13 protein-coding genes, 4 tRNA genes and 3 rRNA genes are annotated in these 19,171 nt (G+C 41.5%); 17 read left to right on the top strand and 3 right to left on the bottom strand.

Translation table 11 applies throughout. The features are described 5' to 3' along the window. Positions 1–81 precede the first annotated feature (81 nt). The 6 genes from NV349_RS19605 (at position 82) to NV349_RS19580 (ending at position 7,319) form a co-directional block, all read left to right on the top strand. A complete protein-coding gene (locus NV349_RS19605) occupies positions 82–1,275 on the top strand; it encodes an HpcH/HpaI aldolase/citrate lyase family protein (protein WP_089934940.1) in 1,194 nt (397 codons plus the stop codon). After that, positions 1,256–2,617 carry a phosphoribosyltransferase family protein gene (locus NV349_RS19600; protein WP_089934943.1) on the top strand — a complete coding sequence of 454 codons (1,362 nt, stop codon included), beginning with the start codon at positions 1,256–1,258 and terminating at the stop codon, positions 2,615–2,617. Before NV349_RS19605 ends, NV349_RS19600 begins: the two co-directional genes overlap by 20 nt. Continuing rightward, complete coding sequence (locus NV349_RS19595; RefSeq protein ID WP_089934945.1) at positions 2,614–3,714, top strand: cysteine protease StiP family protein; 1,101 nt, start codon at positions 2,614–2,616, stop codon at positions 3,712–3,714. The genes NV349_RS19600 and NV349_RS19595 overlap by 4 nt, the downstream gene beginning before the upstream one ends. Positions 3,715–3,722: 8 nt before the next feature. Next, a complete protein-coding gene (locus NV349_RS19590; RefSeq protein WP_271910983.1) occupies positions 3,723–4,538 on the top strand; it encodes an HAD family hydrolase in 816 nt (271 codons plus the stop codon). A gap of 92 nt (positions 4,539–4,630) precedes the next feature. Beyond that, positions 4,631–6,262: a YceG family protein gene (locus NV349_RS19585; protein ID WP_271910982.1), complete on the top strand. Its 1,632-nt coding sequence runs from the start codon at positions 4,631–4,633 to the stop codon at positions 6,260–6,262. A 22-nt stretch (positions 6,263–6,284) separates the two neighbouring features. Next, a complete protein-coding gene (locus NV349_RS19580; RefSeq protein WP_036122180.1) occupies positions 6,285–7,319 on the top strand; it encodes a toxic anion resistance protein in 1,035 nt (344 codons plus the stop codon). A 128-nt stretch (positions 7,320–7,447) separates the two neighbouring features. On the opposite strand, the gene NV349_RS19575 is transcribed toward NV349_RS19580, so the two are convergent. Further along, positions 7,448–8,536 carry an FUSC family protein gene (locus tag NV349_RS19575; RefSeq protein WP_036122179.1) on the bottom strand — a complete coding sequence of 363 codons (1,089 nt, stop codon included), beginning with the start codon at positions 8,534–8,536 and terminating at the stop codon, positions 7,448–7,450. 137 nt (positions 8,537–8,673) lie between these two features. After that, positions 8,674–9,960: a glutamate-1-semialdehyde 2,1-aminomutase gene (locus NV349_RS19570; RefSeq protein ID WP_036122177.1), complete on the bottom strand. Its 1,287-nt coding sequence runs from the start codon at positions 9,958–9,960 to the stop codon at positions 8,674–8,676. Between the two features lie 130 nt (positions 9,961–10,090). Here NV349_RS19570 and bcp point away from each other — a divergent pair, with 130 nt between their 5' ends. The 3 genes from bcp (at position 10,091) to perR (ending at position 12,072) form a co-directional block, all read left to right on the top strand. Next, entirely contained in the window at positions 10,091–10,567 is a 477-nt protein-coding gene (gene bcp / locus NV349_RS19565; protein ID WP_271910980.1) for a thioredoxin-dependent thiol peroxidase, read from the top strand. Beyond that, positions 10,564–11,508, top strand: a complete 945-nt coding sequence (locus NV349_RS19560; protein WP_271910978.1) for a D-2-hydroxyacid dehydrogenase — start codon at positions 10,564–10,566, stop codon at positions 11,506–11,508. The genes bcp and NV349_RS19560 overlap by 4 nt, the downstream gene beginning before the upstream one ends. Before the next feature lie 120 nt (positions 11,509–11,628). Then, positions 11,629–12,072, top strand: a complete 444-nt coding sequence (perR, locus tag NV349_RS19555) for a peroxide-responsive transcriptional repressor PerR (protein WP_004230508.1) — start codon at positions 11,629–11,631, stop codon at positions 12,070–12,072. Positions 12,073–12,093: 21 nt separating this feature from the next. Here the strand turns inward: perR and NV349_RS19550 are convergent, their stop codons facing one another. Further along, the gene (locus tag NV349_RS19550) at positions 12,094–12,447 is read right to left on the bottom strand and encodes a YgzB family protein (RefSeq protein WP_004230509.1); all 354 of its coding nucleotides are present in this window, start codon (positions 12,445–12,447) and stop codon (positions 12,094–12,096) included. A gap of 149 nt (positions 12,448–12,596) precedes the next feature. Between NV349_RS19550 and NV349_RS19545 the strand changes: the two genes are divergently transcribed. The 8 genes from NV349_RS19545 (at position 12,597) to NV349_RS19510 (ending at position 19,163) form a co-directional block, all read left to right on the top strand. Then, positions 12,597–13,484, top strand: coding sequence for a nucleotidyltransferase-like protein (locus NV349_RS19545; RefSeq protein WP_036122165.1), 888 nt, complete (start codon positions 12,597–12,599; stop codon positions 13,482–13,484). A 347-nt stretch (positions 13,485–13,831) separates the two neighbouring features. Continuing rightward, a 16S ribosomal RNA gene (locus NV349_RS19540) occupies positions 13,832–15,383 on the top strand. Positions 15,384–15,627: 244 nt separating this feature from the next. Beyond that, positions 15,628–18,555, top strand: a 23S ribosomal RNA gene (locus tag NV349_RS19535). 112 nt (positions 18,556–18,667) lie between these two features. After that, a 5S ribosomal RNA gene (gene rrf / locus NV349_RS19530) occupies positions 18,668–18,783 on the top strand. Together the 16S, 23S and 5S rRNA genes with 4 tRNA genes alongside form the textbook arrangement of a ribosomal RNA operon. 16 nt (positions 18,784–18,799) lie before the next feature. After that, positions 18,800–18,876: transfer RNA gene (locus tag NV349_RS19525), tRNA-Asn, on the top strand. Positions 18,877–18,881: 5 nt separating this feature from the next. After that, positions 18,882–18,973: transfer RNA gene (locus NV349_RS19520), tRNA-Ser, on the top strand. A 24-nt stretch (positions 18,974–18,997) separates the two neighbouring features. Continuing rightward, positions 18,998–19,072 (top strand) — tRNA-Glu (locus NV349_RS19515). 15 nt (positions 19,073–19,087) lie between these two features. Beyond that, a tRNA-Val gene (locus tag NV349_RS19510) sits at positions 19,088–19,163 on the top strand. Positions 19,164–19,171 lie beyond the last annotated feature (8 nt).

The raw sequence follows: 19,171 nt of genomic DNA, 5'->3' as shown, positions 1-19,171 counted from the left end.
AAGGCACTGTATTGGTCTGTATAGAACAGGCTGATACAGTGCTTTTTTCACAAAAGGCATAGTTATCGGGGAGAGGATTAGATGCAACACTTTGCAACAGAAGCAGAGACGATTTTTTTTAAGAAGCCACAGCCTTTTACTAAGTGGGAAACGCCAGATATTTTATCATATGCTCTAGGTGCGACTCTGTATATGCCAGCTTCTATGCCTGCGATTGTGAGTTTGATTCAATCACAAAAATATGAAGAACTCACATCACTCGTCATTGATCTGGAGGATGCAGTAGGCGATATAGAATTACGAGATTGTGAAGCGAAGTTGATGGAGGATATTAGTGAGCTATATGCACTCTATCAACAAAAAAAATTATTACTTCAGGATCTACCATTACTTTTTATTCGTGTACGTCATGTTGAGCAATTTCAAAGGTTAACAACTATTTTAGGGAAAAAGCAAGAAATACTAACGGGCTATGTATTTCCAAAGTTTACAGCAGCACAGGGCGCCCGTTATTTTGAGCTTCTTGAACAAACAATTTTAGAAAATGACTTAATTCTATATGGTATGCCGATTTTAGAGAGCCGTGAGGTGCTCTATAAGGAATCTCGCATGGAAGCATTATTAGACATTAAGGCAGTGCTACATCAATACAGAGCTCGTGTATTAAATGTACGTATTGGTGCCACTGATTTCTGTGGCATTTATGGAATTCGTCGTCGTATGGACTCGACCATTTATGATATCAGTGTAATCCGTGATTGTATTGCAGATATTGTCAACGTCCTTGGTCGTGAGGAAGACGGGTTTGTTATCTCCGGGCCTGTGTGGGAGTATTTTAGTAATCAGCGTGTATTAAAGCCTGCATTAAGAGAAACACCATTTAGTGAAAAGGGAGCTCTTGATACGAGGAAAGCATTATTAGACGATTGTTTAGATGGATTAATGAAAGAAGTGTTAATGGATAAACAAAATGGTATTGTGGGAAAAACAATTATTCATCCTAGTCATATCCGTGTTGTTCATGCCCTCTATGCCATTTCCTATGAAGAATATTTAGATGCGCTAAGTATTGTAGAGAATAATGATGGTCACAAAGGTGTGATGAAAAGTCATTATGCGAACAAGATGAATGAAATCAAACCACATATGAGATGGGCACAGCGAATATTAAAACAGGCACAAGTCTATGGTGTCTATCATGAATCTGTCGATTTTGCCTCACTCTTATTAAATTCAGAAATAGGTGGTAGTGTTTATGCAACAACAAATGAGTAAATTAAGCATTTTACCGGATTATTCAATCGATATTGAAATTACCCACAATCCGCATAATTTTGCGCTAACCGACTTGTTTAAAATGGCAGCTCGTATTAATAAGAAAAGGCAATTTTTGTTTGTAAGCACCGTACTTGGTAAACATTTAGCTGTGCGCCCGCAAGTGCCCTTACTGACAGGGACCCTGCTAGCCATGATGTATCATCAGCATCTTACTGGACAAAAAGTAGCAGCTTCATCAGCAGTCGTTAAAGCTTTAAAAGAGGGTGCGGGTTTGTCAGAAGTACAAAATTCTACAGAGGGTAGCCTCGAGTTAGCACAAGAAACATTGTTCGTTGGATTTGCCGAGACAGCTACTGCACTAGGACATGCGGTATTTAACGCATACGATTCGAATGCAATGTATATTCACACAACACGTGAAGTGCTTCCCGATTTTGAACCATTTGTTACATTTGAGGAAGAACACTCCCATGCGACAAGCCATAGAATTTATACTGAGGAGCCAGAAGTGTTACTACAAGCTAAACGCATTGTGTTAATTGATGATGAGATTACTACTGGTAATACGGTTATTAATATCATTCAAACATTAAGACGGAAATTTCCGTTAGTTAAGCAGTATGCTGTGCTCTCTATTTTAGATTGGCGTTCTGAACAGCAACAAAAGATTTTTCAGCAATTAGAAGAGCAATGGGGTATTTCCATTGTGTTCATCTCAATCATGTGTGGACACTTTAACTGTTCGGGTATACCAAGCTTAACGAGCACACAGCCTAATATACTAACACAACCTACAAATAATCTAACACTATGGCCAATTCAAGAATCTATTGATCGTAAGTTTTATCGATCTATTGCTGAGAATAAATTCGTAAATAGTCAACCCTATCTAGTAGCAACAGGGAGATTTATGCTCACGTCAAAACAGCATTTTCAACAAAAGAAAATGTTACAGACCATCGCCAAGCAATTACAAAAGCTTCGTACACATGGTCCGGCATTAGTTATTGGAACAGGTGAGTTTATGTATGTCCCTATGCAAATTGCCTCTTATTTAGGAAACGACGTTTATTTTCAATCAACTACTCGTAGTCCAATCTATTGTACGGATGATTTAGGATACACGATTACTGAAAAAATAGCCTTTGAAAGTCCAGAGAATAATGGCGTTGATAATTATTTATATAATATACAAAGCCAGTCCTACACGGAACTTTTCTTTATGGTGGAACGTATAGCAAGTAAAGAGGTTGTTGCTCGTGTGGTAAATGAGTTACAAATATTAAGTAACGCCAAGGTCTACGTGATTTGTATGCATGAATGGGAGGTAGAACAATGATTTCAACTTTGCAGCCAGACAAAATGGGGAGCTATGCACCAGAGGATGTTCTATTTTTATTGCGTGATATTGGGCATGTTTATCTTGAACTGGATAATGAAAAACGTGAACAGCTTATTCAATCAGGCACACATTATTCTGAAATGCTACCAATGGAAAGGCAACCATCTAACACCTATATGAATCTTTTTTATAAAACGTTAGATGCGCATGCAGAGAGAGTAGCCATCGCTGTTGGAGTGGTGGCAGAGCAAATCATTGAAAATAGAGGGCTAGAAAACTTAGTGCTTGTTAGTTTAGCAAGGGCAGGTACACCCATTGGCATTTTAATCAAACGGTATATAGCCATGCGATATAGGGTGAATATTCCACATTACTCTATTTCTATACTACGTGGTCGAGGGTTTGATGAGGTAGCGATCCGTTACATTTTGACAGAGCATCCCCTAGGAAATCTTCAATTTATTGATGGCTGGACAGGAAAAGGGGCAATTACCAATGAATTAATCCATTCCTGTCAAAAATTTAATGCGCAACAGCCCGGACAATTAAATGCCAATTTAGCTGTATTGGCTGATCCTGGGCATTGTGCTACCATCTATGGAACTCGTCAAGACTTTTTAATCCCGTCTGCTTGTTTAAATTCGACTGTATCTGGATTGGTGAGTAGAACGGTGTTAAATTTACAGTTCATGGATGCAAATGACTTTCATGGTGCTAAATACTACAAAGAGTTAGAAGATATGGATGTCTCTAACCTGTACATAGAACGTATCGTCACATGTTTTGAACATGTACAGAGTACGATATTGCAACAATTTCAAGAGCAGGTCATCGCTCCTATTACTTGGGAGGGCATGAAGTCTGTGCAAAAGATTCAACGCGATTTTGGCATTGAGAATATTCATTTTATCAAACCAGGTGTAGGTGAGACGACTAGAGTGTTGCTTCGACGGTTACCTTGGAAAATTTTAATTAATCCACAGTACTTGCATGAATTGGAACATATTTTATTATTAGCCAAAGAAAAAAATGTACAGGTAGAAGAATATTCGAATATGTCCTATGCATGTTGTGGCTTAATCAAAGCATTATAGAGGAGATTATGATGATACTATTTACATCGGATTTAGATAGAACGCTTATTTATTCTCAACGTATGATGGAGAGTTTTCCGCCGATTACAGAGACAGTGGTCGTTGAACACAAGGCGGAGAAAGCAATGAGCATGATGACGCAGGCAACAGCATCTCTATTGCAACAGATACACCAACAAACAATATTTGTACCTGTTACGACTAGGGCATTACATCAATATAAAAGAATTCATTTTATTAGTGATATGTGTCCTGCTTTTGCAATTACAAGCAATGGGGGTACAATATTAGAAAAGGGCCAGCCCTCTGAAAAATGGACGAAAACACTATGTAGACGTATTGCAGATTCTTCAATCCCACGAGAGGATCTGTTAAAGCATTTTCAATCAATTAAATCCGATACATGGCTACAACGTTCTTTGTATATAGATAATCTGTTTTATGTACACCATGTGGATCTTGAAACTTTACCACACATGGAATTACAAGCTATGATTCAAGAGTTTGATACGTATGGCTGGTATGTTCTTTTACAAGGTAAAAAATTGTATTTTATGCCCAAGGTACTGACGAAGGAAGCGGCTATCGAATATATGAAAGAGTTCTGTACATACGATGTGCATATAGCGGCAGGGGATTCTATTATGGATTATGGAATGCTGGCGATGGCTGATTTAGCTTTTACACCGAATCATGGAGATTTAAAGGATAAACAGCCAAAAGTTTTACAAAATACAACTTACTCGGCTTATAATGGTGAAGCATTTACTAAAGATTTGCTAGATACGGTTTTACAGATGACTTCACAACAGACAATAGTATAAGCTTTCAATTATTTTTGTCATAAGATAGAGTCGTCCTATGACAAATGAATGCTTCAGCATATGCTGAGGATGATTTTAGGAGGTGCGTTTGTATGCAAACAATCACAATTAAATCAGTGTTGGAGCGTCATCCTGATGATTGGCTACAGGCGTTTCAAGATTCACCAAAGGATCGTGCATTTTATGAGGAAACAGCACAACAAGTTAGTTTTAGTAGGATTGCTGTTCGTGTATTAGGTGTACCAATCGAAGAAGATGATTATTTCAATTCGTTATTTACATTGTCACAAAACGCTAATATCCATATTTTAAGTGAAGAATTAAATAAGCATATTGAACAAAAGGATTTTCAAGCCATACAAACAATTTTATCGCAGCATCAACAAACGCCAAAAGGGCTATCTATTAATCGTCTAGTGGCGATGATGTATGGTCATCAGTTAATACCAAAGCATGATGATGGTGTTATGAATCGCCATTTACAATTAGCGACCATTAAAGTAGTAGAACTATTCCAACAACAACAATCGTTAGGTCTGCTAGCAAATGATTTTCGCCGATTTTTAATTGATATGGTGAAGTGGCTAAAAAACCATTGGATTATATGGACAAAATCCATGAAACCAACTGATGATTTTCCTAAAGTTGTTTGGTATGGGGAAACCACTATAAGTCAGCGTTATTTCTTATTACTATTAATGGAGCTTGGCTGTGACGTCTTAATTTTCCATCCAGCTAAAATAGATGAATTAGCAGAGATTGACCCTACTGATACATTCTCTATCACGTACGCATATGCTAATCAAACAACTTTACAGCCATTTCCTGATAAGCTTCGCGATCGGCAGGCAACGGTAGGTTATCGCTCTAGTCAGCATTTTGAACAATTAATGCATGATCAACAATCAGGTGTCTATAAGCCTTGGCAGTTTAAAGATTTTATGCCACGTTCATTAACATTACGGATGACATATGATGATATTTTTATTTATGCAAAAGAGAAGGCTTTGGTTCGACCGCAGTTTGAAGTGATTGGAGATGAGGTAGTCATCCCAGTTATATTTGCAAAAATTAGTGGTGTTTCAAGCCAAAGAGAAGAATACTGGCATCAAATGCATCAATTACTGACAAGTTCGCAAACGGTTTTTGTACAGGAATTTCCTTATGCAGCAACAAGCAGAGCCAATTTTCATTTTCATTATAAGCATTGCTTAGTGAATGGGGAGCTGTCAGTAGAGCGTATTATGCAAAGTGATTGGTGGCAATATGGTGAGTTAACATTGGAGCTACAGCGTGCAATCGCCCACACGATAAAAACTTCCTGTGAGCAGCCCATGTTGAAACAACAGCCAAATGAGACTTTATATGATTTACAGTTATTTTTATTCAAACAAATGACGATGATTCCTCAGGATATCCTGCGATTAATGCAAAGCTTTGATTATTCACAAGATGTACCCAAACTGGTATTATATCAAGCACCTCAGCAACCAGCTTTATCACGTGAGGATATGGCATTATTGGCATTTTTAAATCGTTTTGGTATGGATATTATATTTTATAATCCGACAGGCCAACTTGACTTAGAAAAGCATTTGCAAGAGGATACATTCGATGTACATCGTTTAGAACATATGCTATTTGACTTGCCCTATGAAGAACCCAAACAGCAAAAAACTGCACCCGATAAAATCATTAAAAAACTCTTTAATCGTTTTTTCTAATGGCAGGAAGGAGGCGGCACGAATGTCAAATATCTCGAAGACGTTGGAGCAGCTGACCTTAGAAACCGCTGACGCCGTCAAAGAACAGTTGCGAGACCATGCAGAGGTTCAGCAAATTGCTAATCGAATCAATATAAAAAATCAGTTAGAACTATTGGCGCTCGGAAAAGAGCCAGCGACAAAATTAGCTACATTTGCAGATCAGATTTTAGCTATTATTACCCGCTCAACATCCTTTGAATCAAATGAATTATTTAAGCAGCTTGAAGTTCTAATGCAGACATTTGATAAAAAAGATTTTACTGAGCAAAAGGGCTTTTTTAAAAAGCTATTTGCACGTAAAACCAAAAATGATGAAGATTTATTTGCCAAATACAATGTACTGGGTAGAGATATTGAGAAAATTCATTATCATTTTGTGTTGATGGAAGAGGAATTAGCGAAGGATAATCGAATACTTGCACGATTATATAACGAGGACTTGATGTACTATCTTGAACTAGAAAAATATATCGTAGCTACTGATATAAAATTACATGAAGTACAAACAACATTGATTCCGATGTATGAAAAGCAGAGCGAGGCTGGTAATCAGGTGGCGAAAATGGAGCTGAATAGTTTGCAAGCAATTGCTGAGATGCTCCGACAGAAAATAGATGAATTAGAAAAATCACGTATGGTCGCCATTTTAACAGCTCCGCAAATCGAAATGCTACGTCATGGCAATAGTGAACTGATGGAACAAATTAATGGCGCTTTTGTTAAGACCATCCCTGTTTTTAAAATGGGATTAATGAATGCGGTGAATGATAGGCGACAACAATTACAAAATCAATCTGCATCAGCCTTTGAAAATCGTCTGAAGCAATTCGGAGGAGCTAGCGATGAAGCGGTGCAATTAAGCACTGCTATGGGTCAGCAATCAGGCCCAACACAGAGCCTCGAAGAAATGTGGGACATTATTGTTTCAGGTATTGAAAATTATCAGCATTTACGTGATGAGCAAACGGTAAAACGTCAGCAAGCAGAGCAACAGCTGCTAACATTGCGAAACTAACACCCTTCCTCTAAAGTAGGTCACTACTTGGAGGATTTTTTTTGTATAGTAAAAGCGACAGATTAATCTTGATTTAGCGGGTGTTCAAACTCCCTTGATTTAAGATCATCTGTCGCTTAAAACGCTAGTTAAATAAATTCTTCTTCAAATTCTACATTGATTTCATGTCCATGATGACTTTGATAGGATACGATGAGTGTATCTAGATGCTCTAGATTTTCCTCATAATCTAAAATACGCGATAGTATATAAAGTAGGTGATAGCTAGAAAATTCCATATCGCCTTCTTCACGAGCAAAGTTGACTTGCTTGATGAAAATTTCCATCAGTTCATTGCGTTGGACATAGTCGATGCTTTTACTCCACTGTGAATGCTCAGGCTTTAATTTCCCTGTATATTTCAAGAGCAATTGTTCATGGTATGTTAATAAGGAATCAAGTCGCTCCTGTATCATCAAGTGAAATTGCGTAGGTAGCTGCGCCAATTCGTTTTCATGCTTATGCAAACGCTGTAGTAATTCTAAGCTTTTTTTGGAAGTTAAAATCATTTGACGATAGACTACAAGTTTACGTGCTTTCACATACTTTTTATTTTTGAAGTAATTACGTTCTTCCTTGAATAAATCATACAGCGTATCCACGCGCAACATACGGCTTTTAAATTTACTTAATGCTCCCTTTGTGGATGTATGCTCAGAAGCCTGACGTACAGCAAGTCGTGTCCAACGAATAATATCGTCCTGTAAAATATAGATTTTACGGAATAGCTTTACCTCGTATTTCGGTGGTAGGAAAACAAGGTTAACAACAAATGCTGCTAACACTCCAACTAATATAGTAACAAAGCGTATCAATCCAAACGTTAAGAAGTCATCGCCTTGAAATTCCATAATAGCCACAACTGACACCAACGCCAACGAAAGCGATTTTTCAAGTTTAAACTTCAACATTAAACCAATAGCTATTATGACGGCTATGCCAATGGCAACAACATGATGGCCAAAGAGTAAGCCAAACATAACGGCGATAGTCGCACCTATAATATTTGCCTGCACTTGCTCTACAATAGTTTGATATGAACGATAAATAGAAGGCTGAATCGCAAAAATGGCTGCAATTCCAGCAAAAACAGGTGAAGGGAGCTTTAATAACTCTGCGATAAACAGTGCTAAGACAATAGCGACACCAGTTTTAAATACACGGGCACCTAATTTCATAAAGATGTCCTTTCTGTCTAATATTTTTTAGTTTCTTTACATTATAGAAGGAAGTGCACATAAAATACATAGATTTGTATGCTTGAATATGAAAAAGGCGACTTTTACTAACAAGTCGCCTTTGTATTGTCACATGCTTACAATTGAGAAAACGCAGTATCTACGGCTTTAATAGTTTCAAGAATATCTGCTTCCGTATGCTCAGTTGTTAAGAACCACGCTTCATATTTAGAAGGAGCTAGATTGATACCTTGCTCAAGCATCAATTTAAAGAAACGACCAAAGATTTCACCGTCAGAGTTTTCAGCTTGGTCGTAGTTTTCTACTTTCACATCTGTAAAGTAAATCGTTAGTGCCCCTTTGAGGCGATTTAACGTGATGGTTACGCCATGCTTCTTGGCAGCAGCTAAAATACCCTCTTCTAGAATTCCACCTAATCGATCCATTTCATCGTAAATACCTGGTGTTTGTAGCACTTCTAGGCAGGCAATCCCTGCTTGCATAGAGGCAGGGTTTCCAGCCATCGTACCTGCTTGATATGCAGGGCCGAGGGGTGCAACTGTATCCATAATTTCTTTACGACCACCGTATGCTCCGATTGGTAAGCCACCGCCAATAACTTTCCCCAGTGCTGTTAGATCAGGTGTTAGACCGAGTAAATTTTGAGCACCGCCATAGTGGAAGCGGAAGGCTGTGATGACTTCATCGTAAATCGTTAAAGCACCTTTTTCTTTTGCTGTCGCATGTACTAATTCAAGGAAACCTGGGTTTGGTTCCACAATACCGAAGTTGCCTACGATTGGTTCAATTAAGATCGCTGCAATTTCCTCGCCCCATTTATTCATAGCTTCTGTAAAGGCTTCAGGGCTATTGAAAGGTACCGTAATAACTTCTTCAGCAGTCGAAGTTGTTACACCTGCTGAATCAGGCGTTCCTAATGTTGCTGGGCCAGAACCGGCAGCTACTAATACTAAATCGAAGTGACCGTGGTAGCAACCAGCAAATTTCATGATTTTTGTTCGGCCTGTATAGGCGCGTGCAACACGAATAGTTGTCATAACAGCCTCAGTACCAGAGTTGTTAAAACGCACTTTGTCCATAGATGGGATGGCTTCTTTTAGCATTTTTGCGAAAGTAACCTCATATTCAGTTGGCGTTCCAAACAATGTACCATTTTCAGCTGCATGTGTAATGGCCTTTGCAATATGAGGATGGCCATGACCAGTAACGATTGGTCCATATGCTGCTAGATAGTCGATATAACGATTGCCATCTACATCCCAAAAATAAGCACCTTTTCCTCGAGCCATTGCCACAGGAGAACCGCCACCTACTGCTTTATATGAACGAGAAGGGCTGTTTACACCACCCACGATATGCTGTATAGCCTCTGCATGTATTGCTTCAGATTTTGCGTGATTCATAGAATTGCCTCCTAACTTTTTATACGTAATCTATTGTAGACCTATCGTTGTAAGAAATCCAAAGAAATTAAGGGATATGACTTGATTTGTTACTTAGAGTAAAATAGAACCTACAGAGGAGGAGATTGTTATGACTTTACTAGAAGGACAAAAGGCGCCAGATTTTTCTCTAATGAATGAAAAGAGAGAAATGGTACAGTTAGCTAATTTGAAAGGACAGAATGTTATTTTATACTTCTATCCCAAAGATATGACACCAGGCTGCACGACGGAGGCTTGTGATTTTCGCGATAAGTTCGAGGACTTCAGTCATTTAAATGCTGTTGTTCTGGGTGTTAGTCCAGATAACGCAAACAAACATACAAAATTTATTGATAAGCATAGTTTACCATTTTCATTATTAGTTGATGACGATCATACCGTTGCTGAAGCATATGGTGTGTGGGTTTTAAAGAAAATGTATGGACGTGAATATATGGGCATAGAGCGTTCAACGTTTTTAATTGATACTGAGGGTAAGCTTGTAAAAGCTTGGCGTAAAGTACGTGTAAAAAATCATATTGAAGAAGTGTATACCTATTTAGCAGATCAGGAGGCAGCAAAGTGAAAATCTATTTTACATTTGAACCTAGACCAGATTTACGAGAGCCGTTATTAGCAGAATTTCCACAGGTTGATTTTATCTTCAAAAGTGGCTTATCGAATGAAGTTCTTCAACAAGCGGATGTTTTAGTTACATATGGTGAAGATTTAACAGAAGAAAGTATCCAATATGCGACAAAGCTAAAATGGATTTTCGTTGCCTCAGCAGGTATAGAAAAAATGCCAGCTCAAGCGATTATTGAACGTGGGATTTTAGTTTCGAATGTCCGTGGTATTCATAAAACACCAATGGCTGAATCGATGCTTGCCCATATTTTAGCGATTAAACGTGCGTTACCTTGGATGTATGAGCAGCAAAAGAAAAGTGAATGGTCGAAAAAAGCGCAGCAAACGGAATTACGAGATAGTACGGCGCTTATTTTAGGCCCAGGAGCGATTGGTTCAGAAGTTGGGCGTTTATTGCAGGCTTTTGGCGTGACGACGATTGGCTGCAACCGCTCTGGAAAAGAAGCGGCGTATATGGATACGATGATTAGCTTTGCTCAATTAAAAGAGGCCTTACCTAATGCGGATATCGTTATTTCGGTGTTACCAAAAACAAAAGAAACGACCCATTTATTAAAAGAAGAGCATTTTGCTGCTATGAAAAATAGCGCCATCTTCATGAATTTTGGTCGAGGCAATTTAGTGGAAGAAAGGGTACTCATTCAAGCAATCAAAAAAGAGCAAATTGGTTACGCCGTTTTAGATGTCTTTGAAGAAGAGCCTCTGTCAACGGACAATCCATTATGGACGTTACCGAATGTCATTGTATCACCACATGTATCTAGCCATTCTTCTCGTTATGTTGAACGAAGCTTAGAAATTTTCAAGCCAAGCCTAACAAAATGGCTGAAGGGTGACACGGATTTAGAAAATACGATGGATTTATCTAGAGGATATTAAGGGCCAGCCATTGATTTATTGAGAATAAGCAATGTGTGATTGTTGACGAAGTAGTGCGAATTGGATACACTATTTATAACAATTATAAATTAATAATACTTATGGAAGAGGTGCATGACGATGTCTGCAACGCATTTACAGGATGCACTGGACACGTTAAAAACAACTGGTGTTCGTATTACTCCTCAGCGTCATGCTATTTTGGAATATCTTATTCAATCAATGGCACATCCTACTGCCGATGAAATTTATAAAGCACTCGAGGGAAAGTTTCCTAATATGAGTGTAGCGACTGTCTATAACAACCTGCGTGTATTTCGTGAAGTGGGTCTTGTGAAAGAACTGACTTATGGAGATGCTTCAAGTCGCTTTGATTTCGTGACAAATGACCATTACCATATGATTTGTGAATGCTGTGGTAAGATCGTCGATTTCCATTATCCAGGACTCGACGAAATAGAGCATTTTGCATCACAGGTAACTGGTTTTGATGTGCACTCGCATCGTTTAGAGATATACGGCACTTGTCCATCATGTAAAGTTGCTACTGCTAAAGTACAATAAAAATCCTAGCTCTTACAAGGGCTAGGATTTTTTTGTTTTATTATTATAGGATTGATCGAACTCTTTACCTTCTAAAGTTGGATCAAGCGTTAGTGGTTCATTACAGTACATGCACATATCAACACGCCCTAAAACCTTTGTATGTTTATGACAATTAGGACATTCCACTTGAATAGCTCTTGTTGAAAGCAACCCGATCCAAGCATATACGACTGTGCTACCGATAATACATAAAACACCTAATGACATGAAAATTAAAACTAATATCGGGCTATTTTTAAAGAAAATTCCTCCGTACATGACAATAAAACCGAAGAAGATTAGTGCTAATGCGAATGAACGAATTTTATTAATTTTACTTTTGTAAGGTTTCATATTTCATCTTGCCTCCCAATCTAAAATCTACTATAACATATAAGGGCGAAGTATTTTAGCTTTGAGATGAATGAAAGAAGGAATACTTTTAGAGTATGTCGAATTTTTAACGGAACAAGAGAACCTATATGAATAAAGGGGGGCTGAACATGGAGCAGGTATTGCGTCCAATCTACCAAGAACGTGCGAGTCAGTCGAATACATTAGGCGTAATTTTAGTGGAGAAGCGTGAGGAACATAGTAACGTTACAGATACATTTGATACAGTTTTATTAATTATCGTAAAAGAAGCAGAGCAGCCAGTCTTTTCGAAACATTACTTATATGAAGGAAATAAAGTAGCTCTACATACAGTTACAGAGAAGTTAATACGAAAATGGTTGCTCATCGGTTCTAATAAGAAGGTAGTCGATTGGATTTTCTTTGGAAGGGTGTTATTTGATCGTAATGAATTTTTGCATAAATTAAAAATAGAATTGCAAGAATTCCCGTATAGCGGTCGTAAAATTAAAACAGGCATCCAATTCTCAAAGTTAATTCGCAGATATCTGGAGGGGAAAGAATACTTCGATAAAGGAAGTTACTTGGATGCTTATAATCACGTAGTCGATTCATTACATCATTTGGGTCGTCTTTCTATTATAGATAGCGGACTATACCCTGAAGTTACTGTTTGGGCACAAGTGAAAAAAATAGAGCCTGCTATCTACAAGCTGTATGAAGAGCTAGTGACGAGTAATGAGCCAATAGAAAAGCGCTTAGAATTATTGTTTTTAGCAAGTGAGTTTTTAATTCATTCTCGTACACGTGATGGTGCACAGCATATATTAGAAGTTATGCAAACGAAAGACATGTGGACGATTCAGGAATTGCATGACCATCATGAGCTCATGAATTACTCAGTAGATTTAGAAGTGTTTGTCGAATATTTAGTGGATAAAGGCTATATTCAAATAGAACCAATTGCTGCAAAAAATGAGATGATATTTCACCGTCATTACAAGGTCAATAAAGAGGCACTAGAAATGGGGCAATGACTGTAGTATGCTTGTAATCGAGGTATTTAAAAATACCTCGATATTTTTTTAGAAAAGTAGTTGACGAATGATATCTTGATATTGTATTATATTAATTGTCGCTAAGACATAACGAAATGCTCGATGAAAAACACAAAAAACTTTTTCAAAAAAGTAGTTGACATGATTTGAGCGAGATGTTAATATTAAGAAGTCGCTGAAAAACGACTTGAATAATGAACCTTGAAAACTGAACAAGCAAAACGTAATCAATAAAGTTTTCAGTAACTAACTTCGGTTAATGAACGAAACAAAATTTTGGACATCAAAATGATGCCAGCAAAACAATTTGAGCTATTCAAATTTCCTTTATGGAGAGTTTGATCCTGGCTCAGGACGAACGCTGGCGGCGTGCCTAATACATGCAAGTCGAGCGAACAGAGAAGGAGCTTGCTCCTTCGACGTTAGCGGCGGACGGGTGAGTAACACGTGGGCAACCTACCTTATAGTTTGGGATAACTCCGGGAAACCGGGGCTAATACCGAATAATCTGTTTCACCTCATGGTGAAACACTGAAAGACGGTTTCGGCTGTCGCTATAGGATGGGCCCGCGGCGCATTAGCTAGTTGGTGAGGTAACGGCTCACCAAGGCGACGATGCGTAGCCGACCTGAGAGGGTGATCGGCCACACTGGGACTGAGACACGGCCCAGACTCCTACGGGAGGCAGCAGTAGGGAATCTTCCACAATGGGCGAAAGCCTGATGGAGCAACGCCGCGTGAGTGAAGAAGGATTTCGGTTCGTAAAACTCTGTTGTAAGGGAAGAACAAGTACAGTAGTAACTGGCTGTACCTTGACGGTACCTTATTAGAAAGCCACGGCTAACTACGTGCCAGCAGCCGCGGTAATACGTAGGTGGCAAGCGTTGTCCGGAATTATTGGGCGTAAAGCGCGCGCAGGTGGTTTCTTAAGTCTGATGTGAAAGCCCACGGCTCAACCGTGGAGGGTCATTGGAAACTGGGAGACTTGAGTGCAGAAGAGGATAGTGGAATTCCAAGTGTAGCGGTGAAATGCGTAGAGATTTGGAGGAACACCAGTGGCGAAGGCGACTATCTGGTCTGTAACTGACACTGAGGCGCGAAAGCGTGGGGAGCAAACAGGATTAGATACCCTGGTAGTCCACGCCGTAAACGATGAGTGCTAAGTGTTAGGGGGTTTCCGCCCCTTAGTGCTGCAGCTAACGCATTAAGCACTCCGCCTGGGGAGTACGGTCGCAAGACTGAAACTCAAAGGAATTGACGGGGGCCCGCACAAGCGGTGGAGCATGTGGTTTAATTCGAAGCAACGCGAAGAACCTTACCAGGTCTTGACATCCCGTTGACCACTGTAGAGATATAGTTTCCCCTTCGGGGGCAACGGTGACAGGTGGTGCATGGTTGTCGTCAGCTCGTGTCGTGAGATGTTGGGTTAAGTCCCGCAACGAGCGCAACCCTTGATCTTAGTTGCCATCATTTAGTTGGGCACTCTAAGGTGACTGCCGGTGACAAACCGGAGGAAGGTGGGGATGACGTCAAATCATCATGCCCCTTATGACCTGGGCTACACACGTGCTACAATGGACGATACAAACGGTTGCCAACTCGCGAGAGGGAGCTAATCCGATAAAGTCGTTCTCAGTTCGGATTGTAGGCTGCAACTCGCCTACATGAAGCCGGAATCGCTAGTAATCGCGGATCAGCATGCCGCGGTGAATACGTTCCCGGGCCTTGTACACACCGCCCGTCACACCACGAGAGTTTGTAACACCCGAAGTCGGTGAGGTAACCTTTTGGAGCCAGCCGCCGAAGGTGGGATAGATGATTGGGGTGAAGTCGTAACAAGGTAGCCGTATCGGAAGGTGCGGCTGGATCACCTCCTTTCTAAGGATTATTTCGGAATACAAACCTAGGGTTTGTAAGATTACGTTTTGCGTTCAGTTTTGAAGGTTCATTCTTCTTGAATGAATTACTTCTAATTATGTGCTCCTGTCGCTACGCTTTCGTCGCAAAGCTGCGAGATGTATAAGCAGGCAGTAGCTTTGTTCTTTGAAAACTGGATAAAACGACATTGAAATTGTAACAAACACATTTATTTTTTTAAGTTTTTTTATAGGCTTAATAACTTGGTTAAGTTATTAAGGGCGCACGGCGAATGCCTTGGCACTAGGAGCCGAAGAAGGACGGCACTAACACCGATATGCTTCGGGGAGCTGTAAGTGAGCTTTGATCCGGAGATTTCCGAATGGGGGAACCCACTACGTTTAATCGCGTAGTATCTTGACGTGAATACATAGCGTCTTGAAGGCAGACCCAGGGAACTGAAACATCTAAGTACCTGGAGGAAGAGAAAGAAAAATCGATTCCCTGAGTAGCGGCGAGCGAAACGGGAAGAGCCCAAACCAAGAGGCTTGCCTCTTGGGGTTGTAGGACACTCAATACGGAGTTACAAAAGAGCGAGTTAGATGAAGCGACTTGGAAAGGTCCGCCAGAGCAGGTAAAAGCCCTGTAGTCGAAAGTTCGTTCTCTCCTGAGTGGATCCTGAGTACGGCGGAACACGTGAAATTCCGTCGGAATCCGGGAGGACCATCTCCCAAGGCTAAATACTACCTAGTGACCGATAGTGAACCAGTACCGTGAGGGAAAGGTGAAAAGCACCCCGGAAGGGGAGTGAAAGAGATCCTGAAACCGTGTGCCTACAAGTAGTTAGAGCCCGTTAATGGGTGATAGCGTGCCTTTTGTAGAATGAACCGGCGAGTTACGATTACGTGCGAGGTTAAGCTTTAGAAGGCGGAGCCGCAGCGAAAGCGAGTCTGAATAGGGCGAAATAGTACGTGGTCGTAGACCCGAAACCAGGTGATCTACCCATGTCCAGGGTGAAGGTAAGGTAACACTTACTGGAGGCCCGAACCCACGCACGTTGAAAAGTGCGGGGATGAGGTGTGGGTAGCGGAGAAATTCCAATCGAACTTGGAGATAGCTGGTTCTCTCCGAAATAGCTTTAGGGCTAGCCTCGTGATGAGAATACTGGAGGTAGAGCACTGTTTGGACTAGGGGGCCATCCCGGTTTACCGAATTCAGACAAACTCCGAATGCCAGATATTTATACACGGGAGTCAGACTGCGAGTGATAAGATCCGTAGTCAAAAGGGAAACAGCCCAGACCACCAGCTAAGGTCCCAAAGTAATCGTTAAGTGGAAAAGGATGTGGCGTTGCACAGACAACCAGGATGTTGGCTTAGAAGCAGCCATCATTTAAAGAGTGCGTAATAGCTCACTGGTCGAGTGACGCTGCGCCGAAAATGTATCGGGGCTAAACGATTCACCGAAGCTGTGGATTGACATCTACGATGTCAGTGGTAGGAGAGCGTTCTAAGTGCGTTGAAGTCAGACCGGAAGGACTGGTGGAGCGCTTAGAAGTGAGAATGCCGGTATGAGTAGCGAAAGACGGGTGAGAATCCCGTCCACCGTATGACTAAGGTTTCCTGAGGAAGGCTCGTCCGCTCAGGGTTAGTCGGGACCTAAGCCGAGGCCGATAGGCGTAGGCGATGGACAACAGGTTGATATTCCTGTACCACCTCCTCACCGTTTGAGAAATGGGGGGACGCAGTAGGATAGGGTAAGCGCGCTGTTGGTTATGCGCGTCCAAGCAGTAAGGCGTGTGTGTAGGCAAATCCGCACACTGTAACGTTGAGCTGTGATGGCGAGTCCGTATGGACGAAGTTCCTGATTTCACACTGCCAAGAAAAGCCTCTATCGAGGTGAGAGGTGCCCGTACCGCAAACCGACACAGGTAGTCGAGGAGAGAATCCTAAGGTGTGCGAGAGAACTCTCGTTAAGGAACTCGGCAAAATGACCCCGTAACTTCGGGAGAAGGGGTGCTCTTGAGCGTGCAAGCGCATGAGAGCCGCAGTGAATAGGCCCAGGCGACTGTTTAGCAAAAACACAGGTCTCTGCAAAACCGTAAGGTGACGTATAGGGGCTGACGCCTGCCCGGTGCTGGAAGGTTAAGAGGAGTGGTTAGCGCAAGCGAAGCTGCGAATTGAAGCCCCAGTAAACGGCGGCCGTAACTATAACGGTCCTAAGGTAGCGAAATTCCTTGTCGGGTAAGTTCCGACCCGCACGAAAGGCGTAACGATCTGGGCACTGTCTCAACGAGAGACTCGGTGAAATTATAGTACCTGTGAAGATGCAGGTTACCCGCGACAGGACGGAAAGACCCCGTGGAGCTTTACTGTAGCCTGATATTGAATTTTGGTACAACTTGTACAGGATAGGTAGGAGCCAGAGATCTCGGAGCGCCAGCTTCGAAGGAGGCGTCGGTGGGATACTACCCTGGTTGTATTGAAATTCTAACCCATGCCCCTTAGCGGGGCAGGAGACAGTGTCAGGCGGACAGTTTGACTGGGGCGGTCGCCTCCTAAAAGGTAACGGAGGCGCCCAAAGGTTCCCTCAGAATGGTTGGAAATCATTCGTAGAGTGTAAAGGCACAAGGGAGCTTGACTGCGAGACCTACAAGTCGAGCAGGGTCGAAAGACGGGCTTAGTGATCCGGTGGTTCCGCATGGAAGGGCCATCGCTCAACGGATAAAAGCTACCCCGGGGATAACAGGCTTATCTCCCCCAAGAGTCCACATCGACGGGGAGGTTTGGCACCTCGATGTCGGCTCATCGCATCCTGGGGCTGTAGTCGGTCCCAAGGGTTGGGCTGTTCGCCCATTAAAGCGGTACGCGAGCTGGGTTCAGAACGTCGTGAGACAGTTCGGTCCCTATCCGTCGTGGGCGTAGGAAATTTGAGAGGAGCTGTCCTTAGTACGAGAGGACCGGGATGGACACACCGCTGGTGTACCAGTTGTCTTGCCAAAGGCATCGCTGGGTAGCTATGTGTGGACGGGATAAGTGCTGAAAGCATCTAAGCATGAAGCCCCCCTCAAGATGAGATTTCCCATTACGCAAGTAAGTAAGATCCCTCAAAGACGATGAGGTAGATAGGTTCGAGGTGGAAGTGTGGTGACACATGGAGCTGACGAATACTAATCGATCGAGGACTTAACCAAAATGTTTGAACCATTCAATGTACGTTTATCCAGTTTTGAAAGAATAAAAAATATTATAATATACTTGTAATTTTGATAAAATATGTTATAATAAGTATTGTCTTTCAAATAGTCTAGTGATGATGGCAAAGAGGTCACACCCGTTCCCATACCGAACACGGAAGTTAAGCTCTTTAGCGCCGATGGTAGTTGGGGGCTTCCCCCTGTGAGAGTAGGACGTCGCTAGGCTATATACTAAAATTATTCCGAAGTAGCTCAGTTGGTAGTAGCACCTGACTGTTAATCAGGTTGTCGCAGGTTCGAGTCCTGCCTTCGGAGCCATTCTTGGAGAGTTGTCCGAGTGGCCGAAGGAGCACGATTGGAAATCGTGTAGGCGGTTAACACTGTCTCAAGGGTTCAAATCCCTTACTCTCCGCCAGCACTTTGATTTATTCCAAAAGTTGGCCCCTTGGTCAAGTGGTTAAGACACCGCCCTTTCACGGCGGTAACACGGGTTCGAATCCCGTAGGGGTCACCATTTAAATACCCAGATGGAGGATTAGCTCAGCTGGGAGAGCATCTGCCTTACAAGCAGAGGGTCGGCGGTTCGAGCCCGTCATCCTCCACCATTATTTTT

It is taken from the genome of Lysinibacillus sp. OF-1, from assembly GCF_028356935.1.
Lineage (GTDB): Bacteria > Bacillota > Bacilli > Bacillales_A > Planococcaceae > Lysinibacillus > Lysinibacillus fusiformis_D.
Note: the sequence above shows the minus strand (reverse complement) of the source record. Positions and strands in the feature narration are given on the sequence as shown.